At 67.1% G+C, this 14698-nt stretch carries 16 protein-coding genes; 9 read left to right on the top strand and 7 right to left on the bottom strand.

Annotated features, from left to right (window positions below):
* The first annotated feature begins 102 nt into the window (after positions 1–102).
* Genes MOM01_RS17750 through MOM01_RS17725 form a run of 6 tightly spaced genes read left to right on the top strand, consistent with a single transcriptional unit; the run spans position 103 to position 5043 of the window.
* Positions 103–657 carry an FAS1-like dehydratase domain-containing protein gene (locus tag MOM01_RS17750; protein WP_241386750.1) on the top strand — a complete coding sequence of 185 codons (555 nt, stop codon included), beginning with the start codon at positions 103–105 and terminating at the stop codon, positions 655–657.
* Positions 654–1061 carry a Zn-ribbon domain-containing OB-fold protein gene (locus MOM01_RS17745; RefSeq protein ID WP_241386749.1) on the top strand — a complete coding sequence of 136 codons (408 nt, stop codon included), beginning with the start codon at positions 654–656 and terminating at the stop codon, positions 1059–1061. The genes MOM01_RS17750 and MOM01_RS17745 overlap by 4 nt, the downstream gene beginning before the upstream one ends.
* On the top strand, positions 1058–1468 hold the full coding sequence (locus tag MOM01_RS17740) for a MaoC/PaaZ C-terminal domain-containing protein (RefSeq protein ID WP_241386748.1): 411 nt from the start codon (positions 1058–1060) through the stop codon (positions 1466–1468). The genes MOM01_RS17745 and MOM01_RS17740 overlap by 4 nt, the downstream gene beginning before the upstream one ends.
* Complete coding sequence (locus tag MOM01_RS17735; RefSeq protein WP_241386747.1) at positions 1465–2649, top strand: lipid-transfer protein; 1185 nt, start codon at positions 1465–1467, stop codon at positions 2647–2649. The genes MOM01_RS17740 and MOM01_RS17735 overlap by 4 nt, the downstream gene beginning before the upstream one ends.
* Before the next feature lie 44 nt (positions 2650–2693).
* The gene (locus tag MOM01_RS17730) at positions 2694–3911 is read left to right on the top strand and encodes an acyl-CoA dehydrogenase family protein (protein ID WP_241386746.1); all 1218 of its coding nucleotides are present in this window, start codon (positions 2694–2696) and stop codon (positions 3909–3911) included.
* 1 nt (position 3912) lies between these two features.
* Positions 3913–5043: an acyl-CoA dehydrogenase family protein gene (locus tag MOM01_RS17725; protein WP_241386745.1), complete on the top strand. Its 1131-nt coding sequence runs from the start codon at positions 3913–3915 to the stop codon at positions 5041–5043.
* 48 nt (positions 5044–5091) lie between these two features.
* On the opposite strand, the gene MOM01_RS17720 is transcribed toward MOM01_RS17725, so the two are convergent.
* On the bottom strand, positions 5092–5715 hold the full coding sequence (locus tag MOM01_RS17720; RefSeq protein WP_241386744.1) for a TetR family transcriptional regulator: 624 nt from the start codon (positions 5713–5715) through the stop codon (positions 5092–5094).
* Positions 5716–6005: 290 nt separating this feature from the next.
* On the opposite strand from MOM01_RS17720, the gene MOM01_RS17715 reads away from it, so the two are divergent.
* Entirely contained in the window at positions 6006–6524 is a 519-nt protein-coding gene (locus MOM01_RS17715; protein WP_241386743.1) for a flavin reductase family protein, read from the top strand.
* A gap of 49 nt (positions 6525–6573) precedes the next feature.
* On the top strand, positions 6574–6999 hold the full coding sequence (locus tag MOM01_RS17710; protein WP_241386742.1) for a LapA family protein: 426 nt from the start codon (positions 6574–6576) through the stop codon (positions 6997–6999).
* A 16-nt stretch (positions 7000–7015) separates the two neighbouring features.
* Here MOM01_RS17710 and MOM01_RS17705 read toward each other — a convergent pair whose 3' ends face one another.
* The 3 genes from MOM01_RS17705 to MOM01_RS17690 form a co-directional block, all read right to left on the bottom strand.
* Positions 7016–7594, bottom strand: coding sequence for a dihydrofolate reductase family protein (locus tag MOM01_RS17705; protein ID WP_241386741.1), 579 nt, complete (start codon positions 7592–7594; stop codon positions 7016–7018).
* 159 nt (positions 7595–7753) lie between these two features.
* Entirely contained in the window at positions 7754–8320 is a 567-nt protein-coding gene (locus MOM01_RS23370; protein ID WP_308197006.1) for a TetR/AcrR family transcriptional regulator, read from the bottom strand.
* Entirely contained in the window at positions 8307–9833 is a 1527-nt protein-coding gene (locus MOM01_RS17690) for an MFS transporter (protein WP_241386740.1), read from the bottom strand. The genes MOM01_RS23370 and MOM01_RS17690 overlap by 14 nt, the downstream gene beginning before the upstream one ends.
* 848 nt (positions 9834–10681) lie before the next feature.
* Here MOM01_RS17690 and MOM01_RS17685 point away from each other — a divergent pair.
* Positions 10682–10933 (top strand): hypothetical protein, encoded by a 252-nt coding sequence (locus tag MOM01_RS17685; protein ID WP_241386739.1) that lies wholly within the window; start codon positions 10682–10684, stop codon positions 10931–10933.
* A gap of 40 nt (positions 10934–10973) precedes the next feature.
* Here MOM01_RS17685 and MOM01_RS17680 read toward each other — a convergent pair whose 3' ends face one another.
* The 3 genes from MOM01_RS17680 to hsaA form a co-directional block, all read right to left on the bottom strand.
* Positions 10974–12440, bottom strand: coding sequence for an FAD-dependent oxidoreductase (locus tag MOM01_RS17680; RefSeq protein WP_241386738.1), 1467 nt, complete (start codon positions 12438–12440; stop codon positions 10974–10976).
* A 146-nt stretch (positions 12441–12586) separates the two neighbouring features.
* On the bottom strand, positions 12587–13468 hold the full coding sequence (locus MOM01_RS17675) for an alpha/beta fold hydrolase (protein ID WP_241386737.1): 882 nt from the start codon (positions 13466–13468) through the stop codon (positions 12587–12589).
* 53 nt (positions 13469–13521) lie between these two features.
* Positions 13522–14691 carry a 3-hydroxy-9,10-secoandrosta-1,3,5(10)-triene-9,17-dione monooxygenase oxygenase subunit gene (gene hsaA, locus MOM01_RS17670; protein ID WP_241386736.1) on the bottom strand — a complete coding sequence of 390 codons (1170 nt, stop codon included), beginning with the start codon at positions 14689–14691 and terminating at the stop codon, positions 13522–13524.
* Between the last annotated feature and the right edge of the window lie 7 nt (positions 14692–14698).

The following is a 14698-nucleotide window of genomic DNA, read 5'->3' as shown; positions in this document are numbered from 1 at the left end:
CCTCCGGTCCCCGCTCCTGCTCAGTGGGAATCGGGGGATGTTGCTTGTCGGCCCCACTTAGCGTGACGACGAACGCGCGTGCCGAAGAGGAGTGATTGGGCCATGCAGACCGTCGAGCAGGATTACGAGAAATACGTCGGGCAGGTGGCCGAACCGCCCCGCGTGGCCCGATACGTCGTCAACGACGCCATGATCCGCAACTGGGTCGAGGCACACGACGACTTCAATCCGATCTACGTCGACGCTGAGGCCGCTCGCGAGACCGGGCGCGATTCGATCGTGTGCCCGCCCGCCATGATCTCCACCTGGATCATGGCCGGTTACCGCCGCTGGCGCGAGGTCCAGCGCAAGCGTGCCGAGGGCGTCGTGGAGGACTTCGCATACTCCCGGATGCTCGCCGACCTCGATCGGGAGGGTTTCACCTCCGTCGTCGCGACGAACGTCGAGCAGGACTACCACCGCGAACTCGTCCCGGGCGACCACATCACCGCCCACTACACGATCGAGTCCGTATCCGAGGTCAAGCGAACAGGTCTCGGCGACGGCCGATTCTTCACGCTGTACAAGCGCTACGAGGACCAGAACGGCGAGCTCGTCGCCGAGGAACGCTTCCGGATGCTCCGGTTCAACCCGAACACCGACAAGGAGACGCGATGACCGCCGTCCCCCGGCTCACCATCACCCAGGACAACCAGTTCTGGTTCGACGCCGTCCGTGAGGGCCGACTCGAGATCCAGCAGTGCAGCGAGTGCGGCACTCTGCGCCATCCTCCGGGTCCGGCATGCCCCGCGTGCCGCTCGTTCGAATGGAAGACCGTCGAATCCTCACGGCGCGGAACGCTTCACAGCTGGACGGTCATTCACCACCCGCAGGATCCGGCCTTCGAGTACCCGCTCGCCGTCGGACTGATCGACCTCGACGAGGGGATCCGCATCGTCGCCGACATCGCGGGCGTCGACCACGACACCCTCGAGATCGGCATGGAACTCGAGGTGGGATTCGCCGAGCACGCACACGGCGAGATCCTGCCTCAGCTGCGCAAGCCCGGAGGAGAAGCATGAACCTCGCCGAATGCACTGTCGGACAGGAACTTCCCGAACTCGTCCTGCCGATGGATCGCACCACCATCGTGGCTACCGCGATCGCCTCGCAGGATTTCGAGGACGTGCACCACGATCCGGACGCCGCACTCGGTCGCGGCACACCGGACGTCTTCATGAGCATCAACGCCACGAACGGTTTCGTCGACCGGTACGTCACCGACTGGACCGGGCCGTCGGCGCGTGTACGCCGCGCGTCGCTGCGCCTGGGCGTGCCCTGCTTCCCCGGCGACCCCATGCACATGAACGGTGAGGTGACCGCCGTCGACGGCGCGACCGTCACCCTGAAGGTGCAGGGCCGCAACAGCAGAGGCGTCCACGTCACCGCCGAGGTCGTGGTGGAGCCCTACGAGAGGAAGACACGATGACCGTCAAGGGCTTCTCCGGAGCCGCCGCCATCGCCGGCATCGGAGCCACCGAGTTCTCCAAGAACTCCGGCCGCAGCGAATGGCAACTCGCATGCGAGTCGGTCCTCGCCGCTCTCGAGGACGCACAGATCGGTGTCGAAGAGGTCGACGGCTTCGCGCTGTTCACCATGGAGACCAACCCCGAGATCGCCGTCGCCCGCGCGCTGGGCATCCCGGAACTGAAGTTCTTCAGCCGGATCCCTCACGGCGGCGGCGGTGCCTGCGCGCCCGTGCAGCAGGCCGCACTGGCCGTCTCGAGCGGTGTCGCCGACGTCGTGGTCGTCTACCGCGCCTTCAACGAGCGCTCGGGCCACCGGTTCGGCGCCGGCCCACCGCCTTTCGCATACAACTCCAACACCGACCAGGAATACCGGAACTGGATCAACCCCTACGGTCTGCTCACTCCCGCTCAGCAGGAGGCCTTCCTGGCCCGCACCTACATGCACAAGTACGGGGCGACCAGCGCGGACTTCGGGCAGATCTCGGTGCTCTCACGCAAGCACGCGGCGAACAATCCCAAGGCCTGGTTCTACGAGCGCCCCATCACCATCGACGACCACCAGAACTCCCGGATGCTCGCCGACCCGCTGCGCCTGCTGGACTGCTGCCAGGAGAGCGACGGCGGCCAGGCACTGGTCATCGTGAGTGCCGAACGCGCGCGAGATCTTCCGCATCCTCCGGCGATCATCACCGCCGCGGCGCAGGGCGTCGGCCCTCAGCAGATCTCGATGAGCAGCTACTACCGCGAGGACATCGACGCGATGCCCGAGGTCGAACTCGTCGCCCGGCAGATGTGGGCCCAGGCCGGCTTCGGTCCCGAGGGTATCGACGCCGCAATCCTGTACGACGCGTTCACCCCCATGGTCCTGCTCCAGCTCGAGGAGTACGGCTTCTGCGGTCGCGGTGAGGCCAAGGATTTCATCGCCGACGGCAACCTCGAAGTGGACGGGCGGCTCCCGATCAACACCCACGGTGGTCAGCTCGGCGAGGGCTACATCCACGGCGTCAACGGCATCGCCGAAGGCGTCCGACTCATCCGCGGCACATCCGTGAACCAGCCGGCCAAGAATCTGGACAACGTGCTCGTCACGGGCGGATCGCCGGTGCCGCACAGCGCGATCGTGCTCTCGGCCGATCGCTAGACCCTGCCGAATCCCAGTCCTCCGAATAATTCTCAGGAGACCTCATGCACCCCGAGCTGTCCGAAAAGTCACGGCGGCTGCGCACCGAACTGCGGGAGTACTTCGCCCGCATCATCAACGACGAGGATCGTCGCGCCCTCGTCGACCAGACCGAGGGCGGCCCGGTCTTCGACAAGATCTACCGCCAGATGGGCACCGACGGCTGGCTCGGCCTGGGCTGGCCCGAAGAGTACGGCGGACGCGGGGAGGACCCCGAGGCGCTGTACGTCTTCTACGACGAGACGATCCGCGCCGGCGCACCGGTCTCGCTGGTCACGCTCAACACCGTGGCCCCGGCACTGATGAAGTACGGCACGCAGGAACAGAAGGACTACTTCCTTCCCAAGATCCTGACCGGTGAGCTGAAGTTCGCGATCGGATACACCGAACCCGGTGCCGGCACCGACCTCGCAGCGCTCCAGACCCGGGCGCGCCTCGAGGGCGACGAACTCGTGATCGACGGCAACAAGCTGTTCACCTCCTCCGCCATCTTCGCCGACTGGATCTGGCTCGCGGTCCGCACCGATCCGGACGCCCCCCGCCACAAGGGCATCTCGGTCGTGCTGGTCCCCACCTCGTCTCCCGGATTCTCGGCCACCGAGATCCAGACGGTCGGCGGCATCAGCACCGCAGTGACCTACTACGAGAACATCCGGGTCCCGGTGAGCAACGTCGTCGGCGAACTCAACGGCGGCTGGACCCTCATCACGAGCCAGCTCAACCACGAACGCGTCGCGCTGGCCGCGCGCGGGGGCATCGCCAACGAGATGTACGCCGAAGTGCTCGCCTGGGCGAAGCAGGAACCGTTCGGTCCCGGCGTCGTGTTCGACGTGCCGTGGGTGCGCAAGACTCTCGCCGAGGTCTACGCGCTGCTGGCCGCGACCGACCTCGTCAACCTGCGTCTGGTGGCGGACATCGCCGCCAATACCCTCGGAGGCGGTGACTCCGCCGCGGCGAAGATCTTCGGCACCGAAGGCGTGGTCGCCGCCTACGGCATGCTGCAGGAAGTTCTCGGCGCCAAGGGGCTCCTGCGTCCCGGCAGCCCCGGCGCGGTGATCGAAGGTCGCGTGGAAGCACTCGCGCGCCGAGCCCAGAACAACACCTTCGGTGGCGGCACCAACGAGGTCCTGCGCGAGATCGTGGCCGCGAAGACCCTCGGAATGACCCTCGGCGCACGTCGCCGTCCCGAGCCGTCGGCCAAGACGCCGGCCGAGAGGAGCTGACATGGAATTCGAACTCGATGACGATCTGGTCGCGGTCGAGGACCTCGCCTCGCAGGTCTTCGGTTCCCTCGCCAAGGTCGAGCGGGTGGTCGAGGTGGAGCGGACCGAGGGTGGCTTCGACGCCACCCTGTGGCAGTCCCTCGCCGACTCCGGCCTGATCGGTCTGGCGTTGCCGGAGTCTGCGGGTGGCGCCGGTATGGGCATGCTCGGTCTGACGACCGTGCTGCAGCAGCAGGGTCGCCGGGTCGCTCCCGTGCCGGTGTGGGCCGTGGTCGCCGGTGCCGCGATGCCGATCGCGCAGTTCGGTACCTCCGCGCAGACCGCGCGATACCTTCCGGGCATGGTCGACGGTTCGGTCGTTCTCGTCGGAGCGTTCGACGACGCTCCCGGGGCGAGCCCGGTCCTGACCGCGATCCGCAAGGGCGACGATCTCGTCGTCACCGGTGAGATTCCGTCCGTCCCGTGGGCTCCGGCCGCGGCGGGCGTCGTCGTCCCGGTGCGCTGCGAGGACGATTCGATCGCCGTGGTGATCGCCCCGGCGGATGCGACCGGCGTGACCGTCACCCCGCTGGCCGTCACGGGCCGCGGCGCGGACGCAGCCCTCCGGTTCGAGGATGTGCACGTCGGTGCCGAGGATGTCCTGCCCGGTGACGGCGCCGAGATCGCCGCGTGGGCGCGGCTGCGGATCCGCATCGCCCTCGCAGCACTCCAGCTCGGTGTGTGTGAGGAAGCGCTGCGCGCCACCGCTCTCTACACCTCCGAGCGCGTGCAGTTCGGTCGCCCGCTGTCCACCAATCAGGGTGTCGCCCTGCGTGCCGCGGATGCCTACCTCGACACCGAGGCGATCCGCCTCACGATGCGGCGCGCGGCATGGCTCGTCGATTCGGATCGCGAGGACGAGGCCGCGTCGGCCGCGCTGGTCGCGAAGTGGTGGGCGTCCCGCGCCGGTATCCGCGTCGGGCTCACCGCCCAGCACCTGCACGGTGGCATCGGTGCCGACATCGACTATCCGATCCACCGCTACTTCCTGTGGGGACGTCAGATCGCCTTCACCCTCGGCGGCGCGGATGCCACCGCAGCCGCGCTCGGCGACGTGCTCGAGACCGCGCCCCTGATCGGGGCTGCCGAATAATCGGTCGACCACGACGTGAGTCCCTTCCCGCCCACGGCGGGGAGGGACTCACGTCGTTTCGGCCGTCCGCTCCTCGAGGTGGACGAGCAGCAGCTCGCAACTGCTGCGCAGATCTGCCTCCGTCTCCTCGAGAGTCGCCGCCCCGTTGAGGTACGCCACCAGCAGCCCGGACCACATCATCGACAGCAGCCGCACGGCATTCCGGTCCTGTTCGGTCGGATCGTCGAGGCCCGCCTTGTCGAACAGGATCCGATGGAACGTCCGCCTCACCTCTTCGGAGTCCGGCACCACGGCCGCCGGGGCAGTGCTGTTGGACAACAGCATGGCGGACGCCAGGAGCGGCCGATCGACGAATCGCCTGGTCATCTCGATCAGCACTTCCGTGATCGCATCCCGCGCACTCATCTCCGGTTTCCGCGCGGGGAGCCGCGAGGCGCCCAGCTCCAGACGATGGAGCAGTACCGCCACGAACAGATGCGTCTTCGACGGGAAGTACCGGTACAGGGTGCCGATGGCCACTCCCGCGCTTTTCGCCACCTCGGTCATCTGCACGCGTGCCAGCTCGTGCTCGGATCCCAGCCTCGCTGCGGCGTCGAGGATCCGGACCTGTCGCTGCCGCTGATCGTCCGACGTCGGCTCGGCTCCGTCCCGCGCCTTACCGATTCTGGGCACCGGCCCCCCTTTCCACGATGCGAGCCCGTCGATTCTGCACCGTGCCCGACGGGCAGATCGTCTGCATCGTAGATTCTGCGCGGTCCGGCGGGACGATCCGGGCACTCACCGAAGGGCCGATCCTCGTCCCGCAAGGTGGGACCACGACCTCGGAACATCGCCCGATCGCGAAGTTCCGGCCGGAAGTCCACTCAGCGAGAATCCGTTCCGGGGGTGTCGCGCGTCACCCATACGCTCGATTCGAAGGACGTCGCCGCAGGCAGCGACCAGAGCGAATCGGAGTGAGGCATATGCAGACCCGGATACCGACCCACGAAGCCGTGCTCGATGTCGACCTGCCCAGCCCGGACGAGATGCGCCGCGCCATGGGCCGCTTCGCCAGTGGCGTCACTGTCGTGACCGGCCTCGACGACGACGGGCCCACCGGCTTCGCGTGCCAGTCGTTCGCGTCGGTGTCGCTCGAACCGCCCCTCGTGTTGTTCTGCGCGGATCACCGCGGACGCGCCTGGCCGCGCCTGCGCCGCGCCGGCTGGTTCACCGTCAACGTCCTCGGCGCGGAGCAGACCGACCTGTGCTCGCGCTTCGGGTCCAGCCGGGGCCTCAAGTTCGACGGTCTCGACTGGGAACTCTCCCGCTGGGGCACTCCGTCGCTGCCGGGCGTTCTCATGCGGGTGCACGCCTCGGTCGAGGACGTTCACGTCGCCGGTGACCACGATGTCGTCATCGGTCGCGTCGCCGAACTCGAGTGCCTGGGGGACGAGAGCCCGATGGTCTTCTACCGCGGAGCGTTCGGACTCGACGGGCGGTAGCCGCCCGGGATCGGGATAGCGGGAATGAAGTGTGGGTACTCGACCGAACATGTCGACTACCTCGAGGGGCCCGGACGACCCGAACCCCGACTTCTCGTCACCATCACGGCGCGGCAGCAGCCCCGTACCCCCCTCCGGTGCGACGCCGGATCCGGACGCTACCGCCGACCTGCATCCCGATCTCGCCCGCGGCAAGGGCATCAAGCGCACTCGCACGGGTGCGCTCTGGACCGCCCTGGTGATCGGAATACTCGTTCTGCTGTTGCTGCTGGTGTTCATTCTGCAGAACCTCGACAGTGTCACCCTCGAACTGTTCGCGTGGGACTTCTCGCTGCCGCTGGGTGTGGCACTGCTGTTCGCCGCGATCGCCGGCGCGGTGATCGTCGGCTTGTCCGGGGGTCTGCGGATCCTGCAGCTCCGACACGCCGCCAACAGACAACGCACACTCGGCACCACGTCGCGAGGCCGCCCCTGACGACTCCGGTCGCGTCCTACGACTCGGACAATCGTCGTCCTTTCGGCCGGTAGGTCCGGCCGAAACTCCGCGGGCTGTCCTCGTAGATGTCGACCAGTTCCCAGTCGATCCGGCGACCGCCCGGAACATCGAAGATGCGAACACCGTCACCGAGGAACACCGGCGCCACGAAAACCTGCAGTTCGTCGATGAGATCGTGTTCGAGTGCCTGCCGGGCGATATCGGCGCTGATGATCTGCACATCCCGGTCACCCGCGATGTCACGAGCGCGACGGATCGCCTCGACCACATCGCAGTTCATCGGGACGACGGCCGGGTCGTCGGCGAGTTCTTCCGGACGATGGGTCAGGATGAACTCGGTCCCCGACCAGGCACCTCCGTACGCCTCGGACGTCGTCTCGTCCCGCTCCCCCTTCTGTGCCCGGGCCGCGTCGTAACCGGCCCGGCCTGAGATGATCACTGCGACGTCTCCCGCCATGCGCTCCGTGGTGCCCTCGGCCAGCGGTTCCGCGGCGGACATCCAACTCATGTCGTGACCGGGTCCGGCGATGAAGCCGTCGATCGAGCACGTGAATCCCCAGGCGACCTTGCCCATCCTCTGCTCCCGTCCGGTTCCCGATGCCGCCGCTTCCGGAGAGCGGCCTCGTGATGGTCGTCGATAGAGACCGCTATCGCGGCACGAACTCATCGGCCCGGCCCGGCTCGGCAAGGCGACACACCCGTCCGAACCGCACTCCCGGCAGACCGCGCGGCTCTACGCCTCCACTTCGGTCATCGCGAGCAGTTCTGCTCGCGCCTGCGCCAGCGCCTCGTCGGTGAGATAGGGGCTCGAGCGGGCGACCGCCAGTCCTTCCGCCGCGTGTTGGATGACCAGCGCACGTGCATAGGGTAGGCCGTCGGCGGCGAGGGCCGCCTGCAATTTCTCGGCATCACGTGCGAACAGTTCCTCGATCCCGGGCAGGTTGCCGAGCGCGGCGCTGAGCCCGGTGGGGTCGAGAACGTTCGCGAAGTACTCACTGTCGCCGGTCAGTGCCCGGACGTAGCCGCGCAGCAGCTTTCCCGGCCTGTTCTCGGAGAGATCGACACACGCGTGGACCTCGGCCCACGTCCGCGCGATGCTGTGTTCGACCACTCCGTAGAGCAGCGCCTCCCGAGTGGGAAAGTGGTGCCGAAGTCCGCTCTGGGTGACCCCTGCCGCCTTCGCGATCTCGGCGAGGCTGGCTTTGGAACCGTGTTCGGAGAACATCTTCTCCGCGGCGTCGAGGATCGCCCGGCGGGTGCGTTCCTTGTCTCTGGTGACGGCCTGCTCAGTGCGCTCCACGAGTACTCACCTCGATCGTCCTCGACGACGGGATGACCCGCCAGGCCACCACCGCCGAGACCACGAGGATCGCCGCTGCGATGTAGGAGGTGGTCTGCACCGCAGTGGCGAAGGCGGTCTGGGCGTGCTCGACGACCACCGGGTCTGTGGCGGTCTCGACCGTCACGGCGAGCGAGGCCTGCGCTGCTGCCGCCTCGGAGGGATCGGTCCCTGCCGGCAGGTCCAGATGCGATCGGTACATCGCGAGGTGGATCGAACCGAGGACCGCGATGCCCAGTGCCACGCCGAGTTCGTAGGCGGTCTCCGCGATCGCGGATGCGGCACCGGCTCGCTGCTTGGGCACCGCCGACACCACCGCGTCGGTCGACAGGGTCATCGCGACACCGGTTCCCAGGCCGATCACGACCAGCGCGATGCCCAGTCCCCAATAGGCGGACTGGAAGGCGGTCAGCCCGATCCCGACCAATCCGATCGCACCGACTGCCAGGCCGAGGGCGATCGCGCGTCCGGCACCGAGTCGCGTCGAGAGGACACCGACGAAGGCGATGACCACCATCGAGGCCAGGGTGGTCGGTAGCTCGGCTAATCCGGCCTTCAACGGTCCGTACTCACGCACGAGTTGCAGGTACTGCGAGAAGAAGTACAGCAGACCGACGAAGGCGAAGATCGCCAGGCCGTTGGCGACGACCGCACCCGAGAACGCAGGGACCCGGAACAGCGTGATGTCGAGCAGCGGATGCGCCAGCCGGAGTTGACGGCGGACGAAGATCACGCCGGCGACCACACCGATCGCCGCGGCCACCGGGACACCGGCGTCCCAGCCGCTACCGACCCAGTGCTTGACCGCGAACACCACCGGGACGATCGCCAGGATCGACAGCAACGACGACCACAGGTCGATGCGCGTGGACGTGTCGCCGTGGGATTCGGGGATCAGGATCGGACCGGCGATCAGAACCAGCACCATGATGGGCAGATTGATCAGGAAAACCGAGCCCCACCAGAAGTTCTCGAGCAGCACACCACCGATGAGCGGGCCTACCGCGGCGCCGGCCATCGCACCGGTGGACCACACGGCGATGGCGGTGGTGCGTTGTTTCGCATCCGCGAACATCGCCCGGACGATCGACAGCGTCGAGGGCATCAGTGTCGCACCGGCGATACCGAGCAGTGCTCGGGCAGCGATGAGGGTTTCGGCATTCGGTGCGAACGCCGCGATCGCCGACGCGATCCCGAATGCCGCGGCACCGATGAGCAGAAGACGTTTGCGGCCGATGCGGTCGGCGACATTGCCCATCGTGATGAGCAGACCCGCCAGGACGAACGAGTAGATGTCCCCGATCCACAACAGTTGTGTGGCGCTGGGTGCGATGTCGGCGGTGAGCGACGGCACCGCGAGGTACAGCACGGTGCCGTCGACAGCGAGCAATGTCACAACCAGCACCAGTACCCCCAGAGCCGACCATTCGCGGCGGCCGGCGCGTGGGGCGGCGGACTGAGTCTCCTGATCCATGCCCCCACCGTAACAACTCATTCGAGTGGTTACAAAGCTGGAACAGGTTGTACGGGAGGCCTCGCGAGGCCTTCATCCGTTCGTGACGAGCCCCGGGCCGGGCGGGCCGAAGTGGTACCTCGCAGCACCGGTTTCCCTCGGGAGAAGCGCGCCGACGTCCCGATTCGGGGCCCGTAGCTTTCGACACCCGACAGCCCGGAGCGCACCCGCATACATCTGTCCCGAACGGGATCCTCGAATTTCTTTCGCGAGACGATTAATACTCGGCGCCGGTGGTACTCACATTCCACGCCCGGAAAAGAGCCGGGGGGTTCGGTCACACAGGCCGGATCGAATCGACACGAGGAGGAAAATGATGACCGAGATTCTGAACGCTTTCATCACCAACTTCGACGCGGTCCTGCAGACGCTCTCGACCGGTAGCGCCCAGCTCATCGAGACCGTCCTGTAAACCCGGATACGACAGGGAGATCGGAGGGTTCTCCCTCGAGAATTCGGCAGTGTCGAACAGTCTGCCACGGCAACTCCATCCATGCCGTGGCAGACTTTCGCGCATCCTCGATACGAATTACACGGAATTCGGAACACGGACGGTCCCGACTCGTCGACGCATAATGCGGGAATATCCGAACGCGTAATATCGCGCCTTTTTCCGCCACCTGCCGGGACCGACCGGAATCGAGACCACCGCACGGAACGCATTCCGATGGCAGTTCGAATTCGGATTGCTGCCCCTCACAAGCCCAGGCGACGACGCCGAGAACTGCGACGTTCCCACTCGTCGATTCGTTCACCACCCCTGCGGGTACATCGGGTGAACTACCTGCCACCGAACCAGGAGGACGATCGTGTCCACCCATCTGACCGCTGACGACCTACGCGACCTTCTCGACTCGACGCTCACCGATCCCGCACTCGTTCTCGACGAAGGCCGGTTCCGGGTGGTCGGTGCCGAGGACGTGACCGAACGGAACCGCGCCTTCGTCGTGCTCACACAGGAGCAGCTTCGCGAGCGACTCCCGCAGGAGGAGTACAGCCGGAGCGATCTCGAGATGCAGGCGAGCGTGCTGGACTCGACGATCGCGAATCTCGGAGGGTGACCGGACAGACGAACGCCGGCTGCGGGCCGGCTGTGTCACGTCACGTCGACGCGGCGCGTATTCCTGCGCGTCGACCGAAGAAGCTGCCGTCTCCCAGCGAGATACCACTGCAGTAACCCCAGGCCGACAGGCCGGACGTGCAGCGACCCGCAGCGTACAGACCGGGGATCGGATCTCCGTCCACGTGAAGGACTTCCGAGTCCACCGAGGTCTGCAAGCCGCCGAGGGTGAAACCGCCGGTCATCCCGCGCAGGTCGATTGCCGCGATCGGCGTTCCGATCGGTCGCACCCATTCCGGCTTCTTGCCCAGGATCGGGTCCGTCCCCGACTCGGCATGCCGGTTGTACAACTCCACCGTGGACGTCAGGGCGCCTGCGGGCAGGCCCATCTCCGACTCGAGCTCGGCCACCGTCTCGCACACCCAGGTCGGCTGGTGGCGCAGCTGCGGGCTCGAGCTCGGCGCGGCCATCCCTTCCTCGTATGCCTGCTCGTCGATGACCAGGAATGCCTGGTTGTCGTTCTGGTACATGGTGAGCTGGCCGACCCGCCCCGGATAGGTGTCCTCCGGGACGTAACGCTGCCCACGACCGTTGACGAGGATGCCGCGGGCGATCAGCTGCGGGTCGCAGAAGAAGGCGACCTCGCAGGCGTCCATGTGCGCGAGCCGTGCGCCGAGCGCCTGCGCCATCAGGATGCCGCGACCGTCGTGCTCCTCCACCGTCGCAGCGGGCCGCTTGTACAACCGCGGCGCGTACGCCTGCATCATCTCGTCGTTGTAGGCGAACGATCCGGTGGCGAGCACGACACCGCCGTGCGCGCGGACGGCGAGCGTGTCGCCGAACCTCGTGGCGACGATCCCGACGACACGGCCGGTCTCGTCGACGACGAGCCGCTGCACCCGGACATCGGATTCGACGCGGACGCCGAGGTCGGCGGCCTTGGCGATCAAGGTGGTCATGAGCACGTAACCGGCGGCCTGCTCACCGTTGCGCGGCATGGGCACCTGGGCGAGATGTCCGCGCGGGGCGGGCTCGACGAGCGTGTGGAACGGCGCGGCATTCTCTCCGCCGCTGTACATCAGCGAGTCGTCCACCGGGCACTCCCACCCGGGCTGCGACCAGAAGCTCTCCTTGTAGGGCACGCCGCACGCTTCGAGCCACTCGAAGTGATCGACGCTGCCCTCGCAGTAGACGTCGAGTTTGCCCTCGTCGACCCCCGGGCCGAGTGCTGCGGCGAGGAAGGTCTTCATGTTCTCCGGGGTGTCGTCGAAGCCGCACGCCTTCTGCAGTCTCGTCCCGCCGCCGAGATAGACGATCCCGCCCGACAACGCCGCGGCTCCCCCTCCACCTCCGGTCCGTTCGAGCACCAGCACGTCCGCACCGCTCTCGGCGGCACCGATCGCAGCGGAGACACCGGCGATGCCGAAACCTGCGACCACGACGTCTGCTTCGAGATCCCACTTCTCGATGTCCCGGACGGACAGCGGGCGGACCGGAGAATTGCTCATGCGACAGTTCCTTCCGATAGCGGAGTGCGGCACGACGATCCGCACGGGGTCGGGCGATCCCCCGGACCGTAGGTGCCATTCCTCCGCTCCGGCGGAAAATTCCCGGTAGGCGGAAACGGGACGGTGTACAGCGAGGCGGCTCTCTCTTACCGATCGGCGGTCACGATTCCGAGCATCTCCGCCCAGTGGCTCATCGGCAACAGATGCCCTTCTCCCTCGCACAGGATCAACTCGGCGTCCGGCAATTCTGCCGCGAGCCATTCACCGGCGACCGGCGGTGTCATCAGGTCGCGGCTTCCGTACCAGAGGTGGACCGGGGACGAGACATCGTGAACGTCGAACCCCCACGGCCCGACGAAGGCGACGTTGTCCCACGCGATGGCCATGGGCCCCTGGCGAAGAGCTTCCTGGAAGGAGGCATGGAGTGCCTGCCGCATCGCCGGTCGGGCGACCACGTCGGGATCGCTCTCCCCCCAGATCCAGTCGATCCACGGCGCCATCTCGTCGTCCTTCACCGACATCATGGCGTCGAGAAGCTGCCGGTTACCCACGAGGAACTGCTCTGCCGCCTTCACCGGATCGCCGGGAAGAAAGGACAGAGCTCTGAGGTCGTTCTCGGTCAGCGCTTCTCGCGCTCCCGGCATCTGTTGCACGGGAGCAGGACCCCCGGAGACCCCGACCCGGTTCACACGATCTCCCATCGCGGCTGCTGCCGCGAGGGCGAACGGTCCGCCACCGGACCATCCGAAGGCGGCGAAATTCCCCACGCCGAGCGAGTCGAGGACGATCTCTACGTCCCGTGCCACCGATCCGAGATCGGTCGCTGACGCAGCGGACCGTCCGTAACCCGGACGGTCGAAACTGATCACGCGAATCCCCATGTCGCGGGCGATCTCGTCCCCGAAACCGACCTCGAGCCGGGATCCTGGTGTGCCGTGGAAGTACACGAGGGGAACGCCCTGTCCGTCTCCGGTGTCTCGGACCATGACCGATCTGCTGGCGCCCACGGAGACCTCGAACCGATCCATATCGGGAGGCTATGCCATGCCCGGTGGATCGGCAGGTCTTCGCATGTCACCCGCTATACGAGGTTGTCCTCGACCGGCAACCCGAATGCGTCGCGCCCGTACAGGGCGTAGGCGCGTTCGGGTTCGTTCGCGACGTGGACACTGCCTGCGTGCGCATCACGCCACGCGCGTTCGATGACGCCGCCGAGGAACAGTGAGGTACCGCCGGCCGTCTTGAACAGCAGATCGATCGCCTCGACCGCCCGCTCGGTGGCCCGTACCTGGTCGCGGCGCGTACGCAGACGCAGACGCAGCGGAATCTCCTTGCCCGTGCGTGCGAGTTCCCACAGTTCACGGATGTTCCGGTCGAGCTGCAGAATTGCGGCGTCGATATCGGAGGCGGCACGTCCGACCGCGACCTGCGCGAACGGATCGTCCACGAATCGTCCTCCGCCCAGGCTCAGGCGCACCCGTTCCCGCATCGCGGACAGATACTCCTCGTAACATCCCGCGACCACCCCGACGACGGGGACGGCGACGGTGGTGGTGAACAGGGCCGCGAACGGGAGGCGGTAGAGCGGACCGGTATTGACCTTCTGGCCCGGGCCGCGCAGCTGCGAGGTCTCGTAGTTGCGTTTGACGCGATAGTCGGGCACGAACACGTCGTCGACGACGATCTCGTCGCTGCTCGTCCCCCGCATCCCGACGACGTTCCACATGTCGCGAATCGTGTAGTCGCTGCGGGGGACGAGCACCGTGACGAAATCCAGGGGCCTGCCCTCGGAGCCGACGATCATCGCGCCGAGCAGTGCCCACGACGCGAATCGGCAGCCGGAGGAGAACATCCACGTCCCGGAGAGCCGGTATCCGCCGTCGACGGGGACGAGACGACCGGCGGGAGCGTAGGCCGACGACACGAGCGTCGCATCGTCCTCCCCCCAGACATCGCGTTGCGCGCGATCGTCGAACAGGGCGAGGTGCCAGGGGTGAACGCCGACGACGGAAGCGATCCACCCCGTCGAACCGCACGATCCCGACAGGGCACGTACGACTTCGTAGAACCGCGCCGGTTCGGCCTCGAGTCCGCCGTAGCGGCGCGGTTGCAGCATGCGGAACACACCGGCGGAGACGAGCTCGCGCATCGTCTCCTCGGGAACACGGCCGAGCCGGTCGGTATCCGCTGCGCGGGCGGCGATCCCGGGCAGCAGATCCCGAACCGTGTCCAGGAGGTCGTCGGCGGCCATCGGTTGC

Source organism: Rhodococcus sp. CH91, from assembly GCF_022554085.1.
Classification (GTDB): Bacteria; Actinomycetota; Actinomycetes; order Mycobacteriales; family Mycobacteriaceae; genus Rhodococcus.
Note: the sequence above shows the minus strand (reverse complement) of the source record. Positions and strands in the feature narration are given on the sequence as shown.

What these genes read in the sequence shown, in the direction of transcription:
- MOM01_RS17750 (WP_241386750.1), top strand. Translation starts at nt 103, where the DNA reads ATGCAGACCGTCGAGCAGGATTACGAGAAATACGTCGGGCAGGTGGCC.
- MOM01_RS17745 (WP_241386749.1), top strand. Translation starts at nt 654, where the DNA reads ATGACCGCCGTCCCCCGGCTCACCATCACCCAGGACAACCAGTTCTGG.
- MOM01_RS17740 (WP_241386748.1), top strand. Translation starts at nt 1,058, where the DNA reads ATGAACCTCGCCGAATGCACTGTCGGACAGGAACTTCCCGAACTCGTC.
- MOM01_RS17735 (WP_241386747.1), top strand. Translation starts at nt 1,465, where the DNA reads ATGACCGTCAAGGGCTTCTCCGGAGCCGCCGCCATCGCCGGCATCGGA.
- MOM01_RS17730 (WP_241386746.1), top strand. Translation starts at nt 2,694, where the DNA reads ATGCACCCCGAGCTGTCCGAAAAGTCACGGCGGCTGCGCACCGAACTG.
- MOM01_RS17725 (WP_241386745.1), top strand. Translation starts at nt 3,913, where the DNA reads ATGGAATTCGAACTCGATGACGATCTGGTCGCGGTCGAGGACCTCGCC.
- MOM01_RS17715 (WP_241386743.1), top strand. Translation starts at nt 6,006, where the DNA reads ATGCAGACCCGGATACCGACCCACGAAGCCGTGCTCGATGTCGACCTG.
- MOM01_RS17710 (WP_241386742.1), top strand. Translation starts at nt 6,574, where the DNA reads ATGTCGACTACCTCGAGGGGCCCGGACGACCCGAACCCCGACTTCTCG.
- MOM01_RS17705 (WP_241386741.1), bottom strand. Translation starts at nt 7,594, where the DNA reads ATGGGCAAGGTCGCCTGGGGATTCACGTGCTCGATCGACGGCTTCATC.
- MOM01_RS17690 (WP_241386740.1), bottom strand. Translation starts at nt 9,833, where the DNA reads ATGGATCAGGAGACTCAGTCCGCCGCCCCACGCGCCGGCCGCCGCGAA.
- MOM01_RS17680 (WP_241386738.1), bottom strand. Translation starts at nt 12,440, where the DNA reads ATGAGCAATTCTCCGGTCCGCCCGCTGTCCGTCCGGGACATCGAGAAG.
- MOM01_RS17675 (WP_241386737.1), bottom strand. Translation starts at nt 13,468, where the DNA reads ATGGATCGGTTCGAGGTCTCCGTGGGCGCCAGCAGATCGGTCATGGTC.
- hsaA (WP_241386736.1), bottom strand. Translation starts at nt 14,691, where the DNA reads ATGGCCGCCGACGACCTCCTGGACACGGTTCGGGATCTGCTGCCCGGG.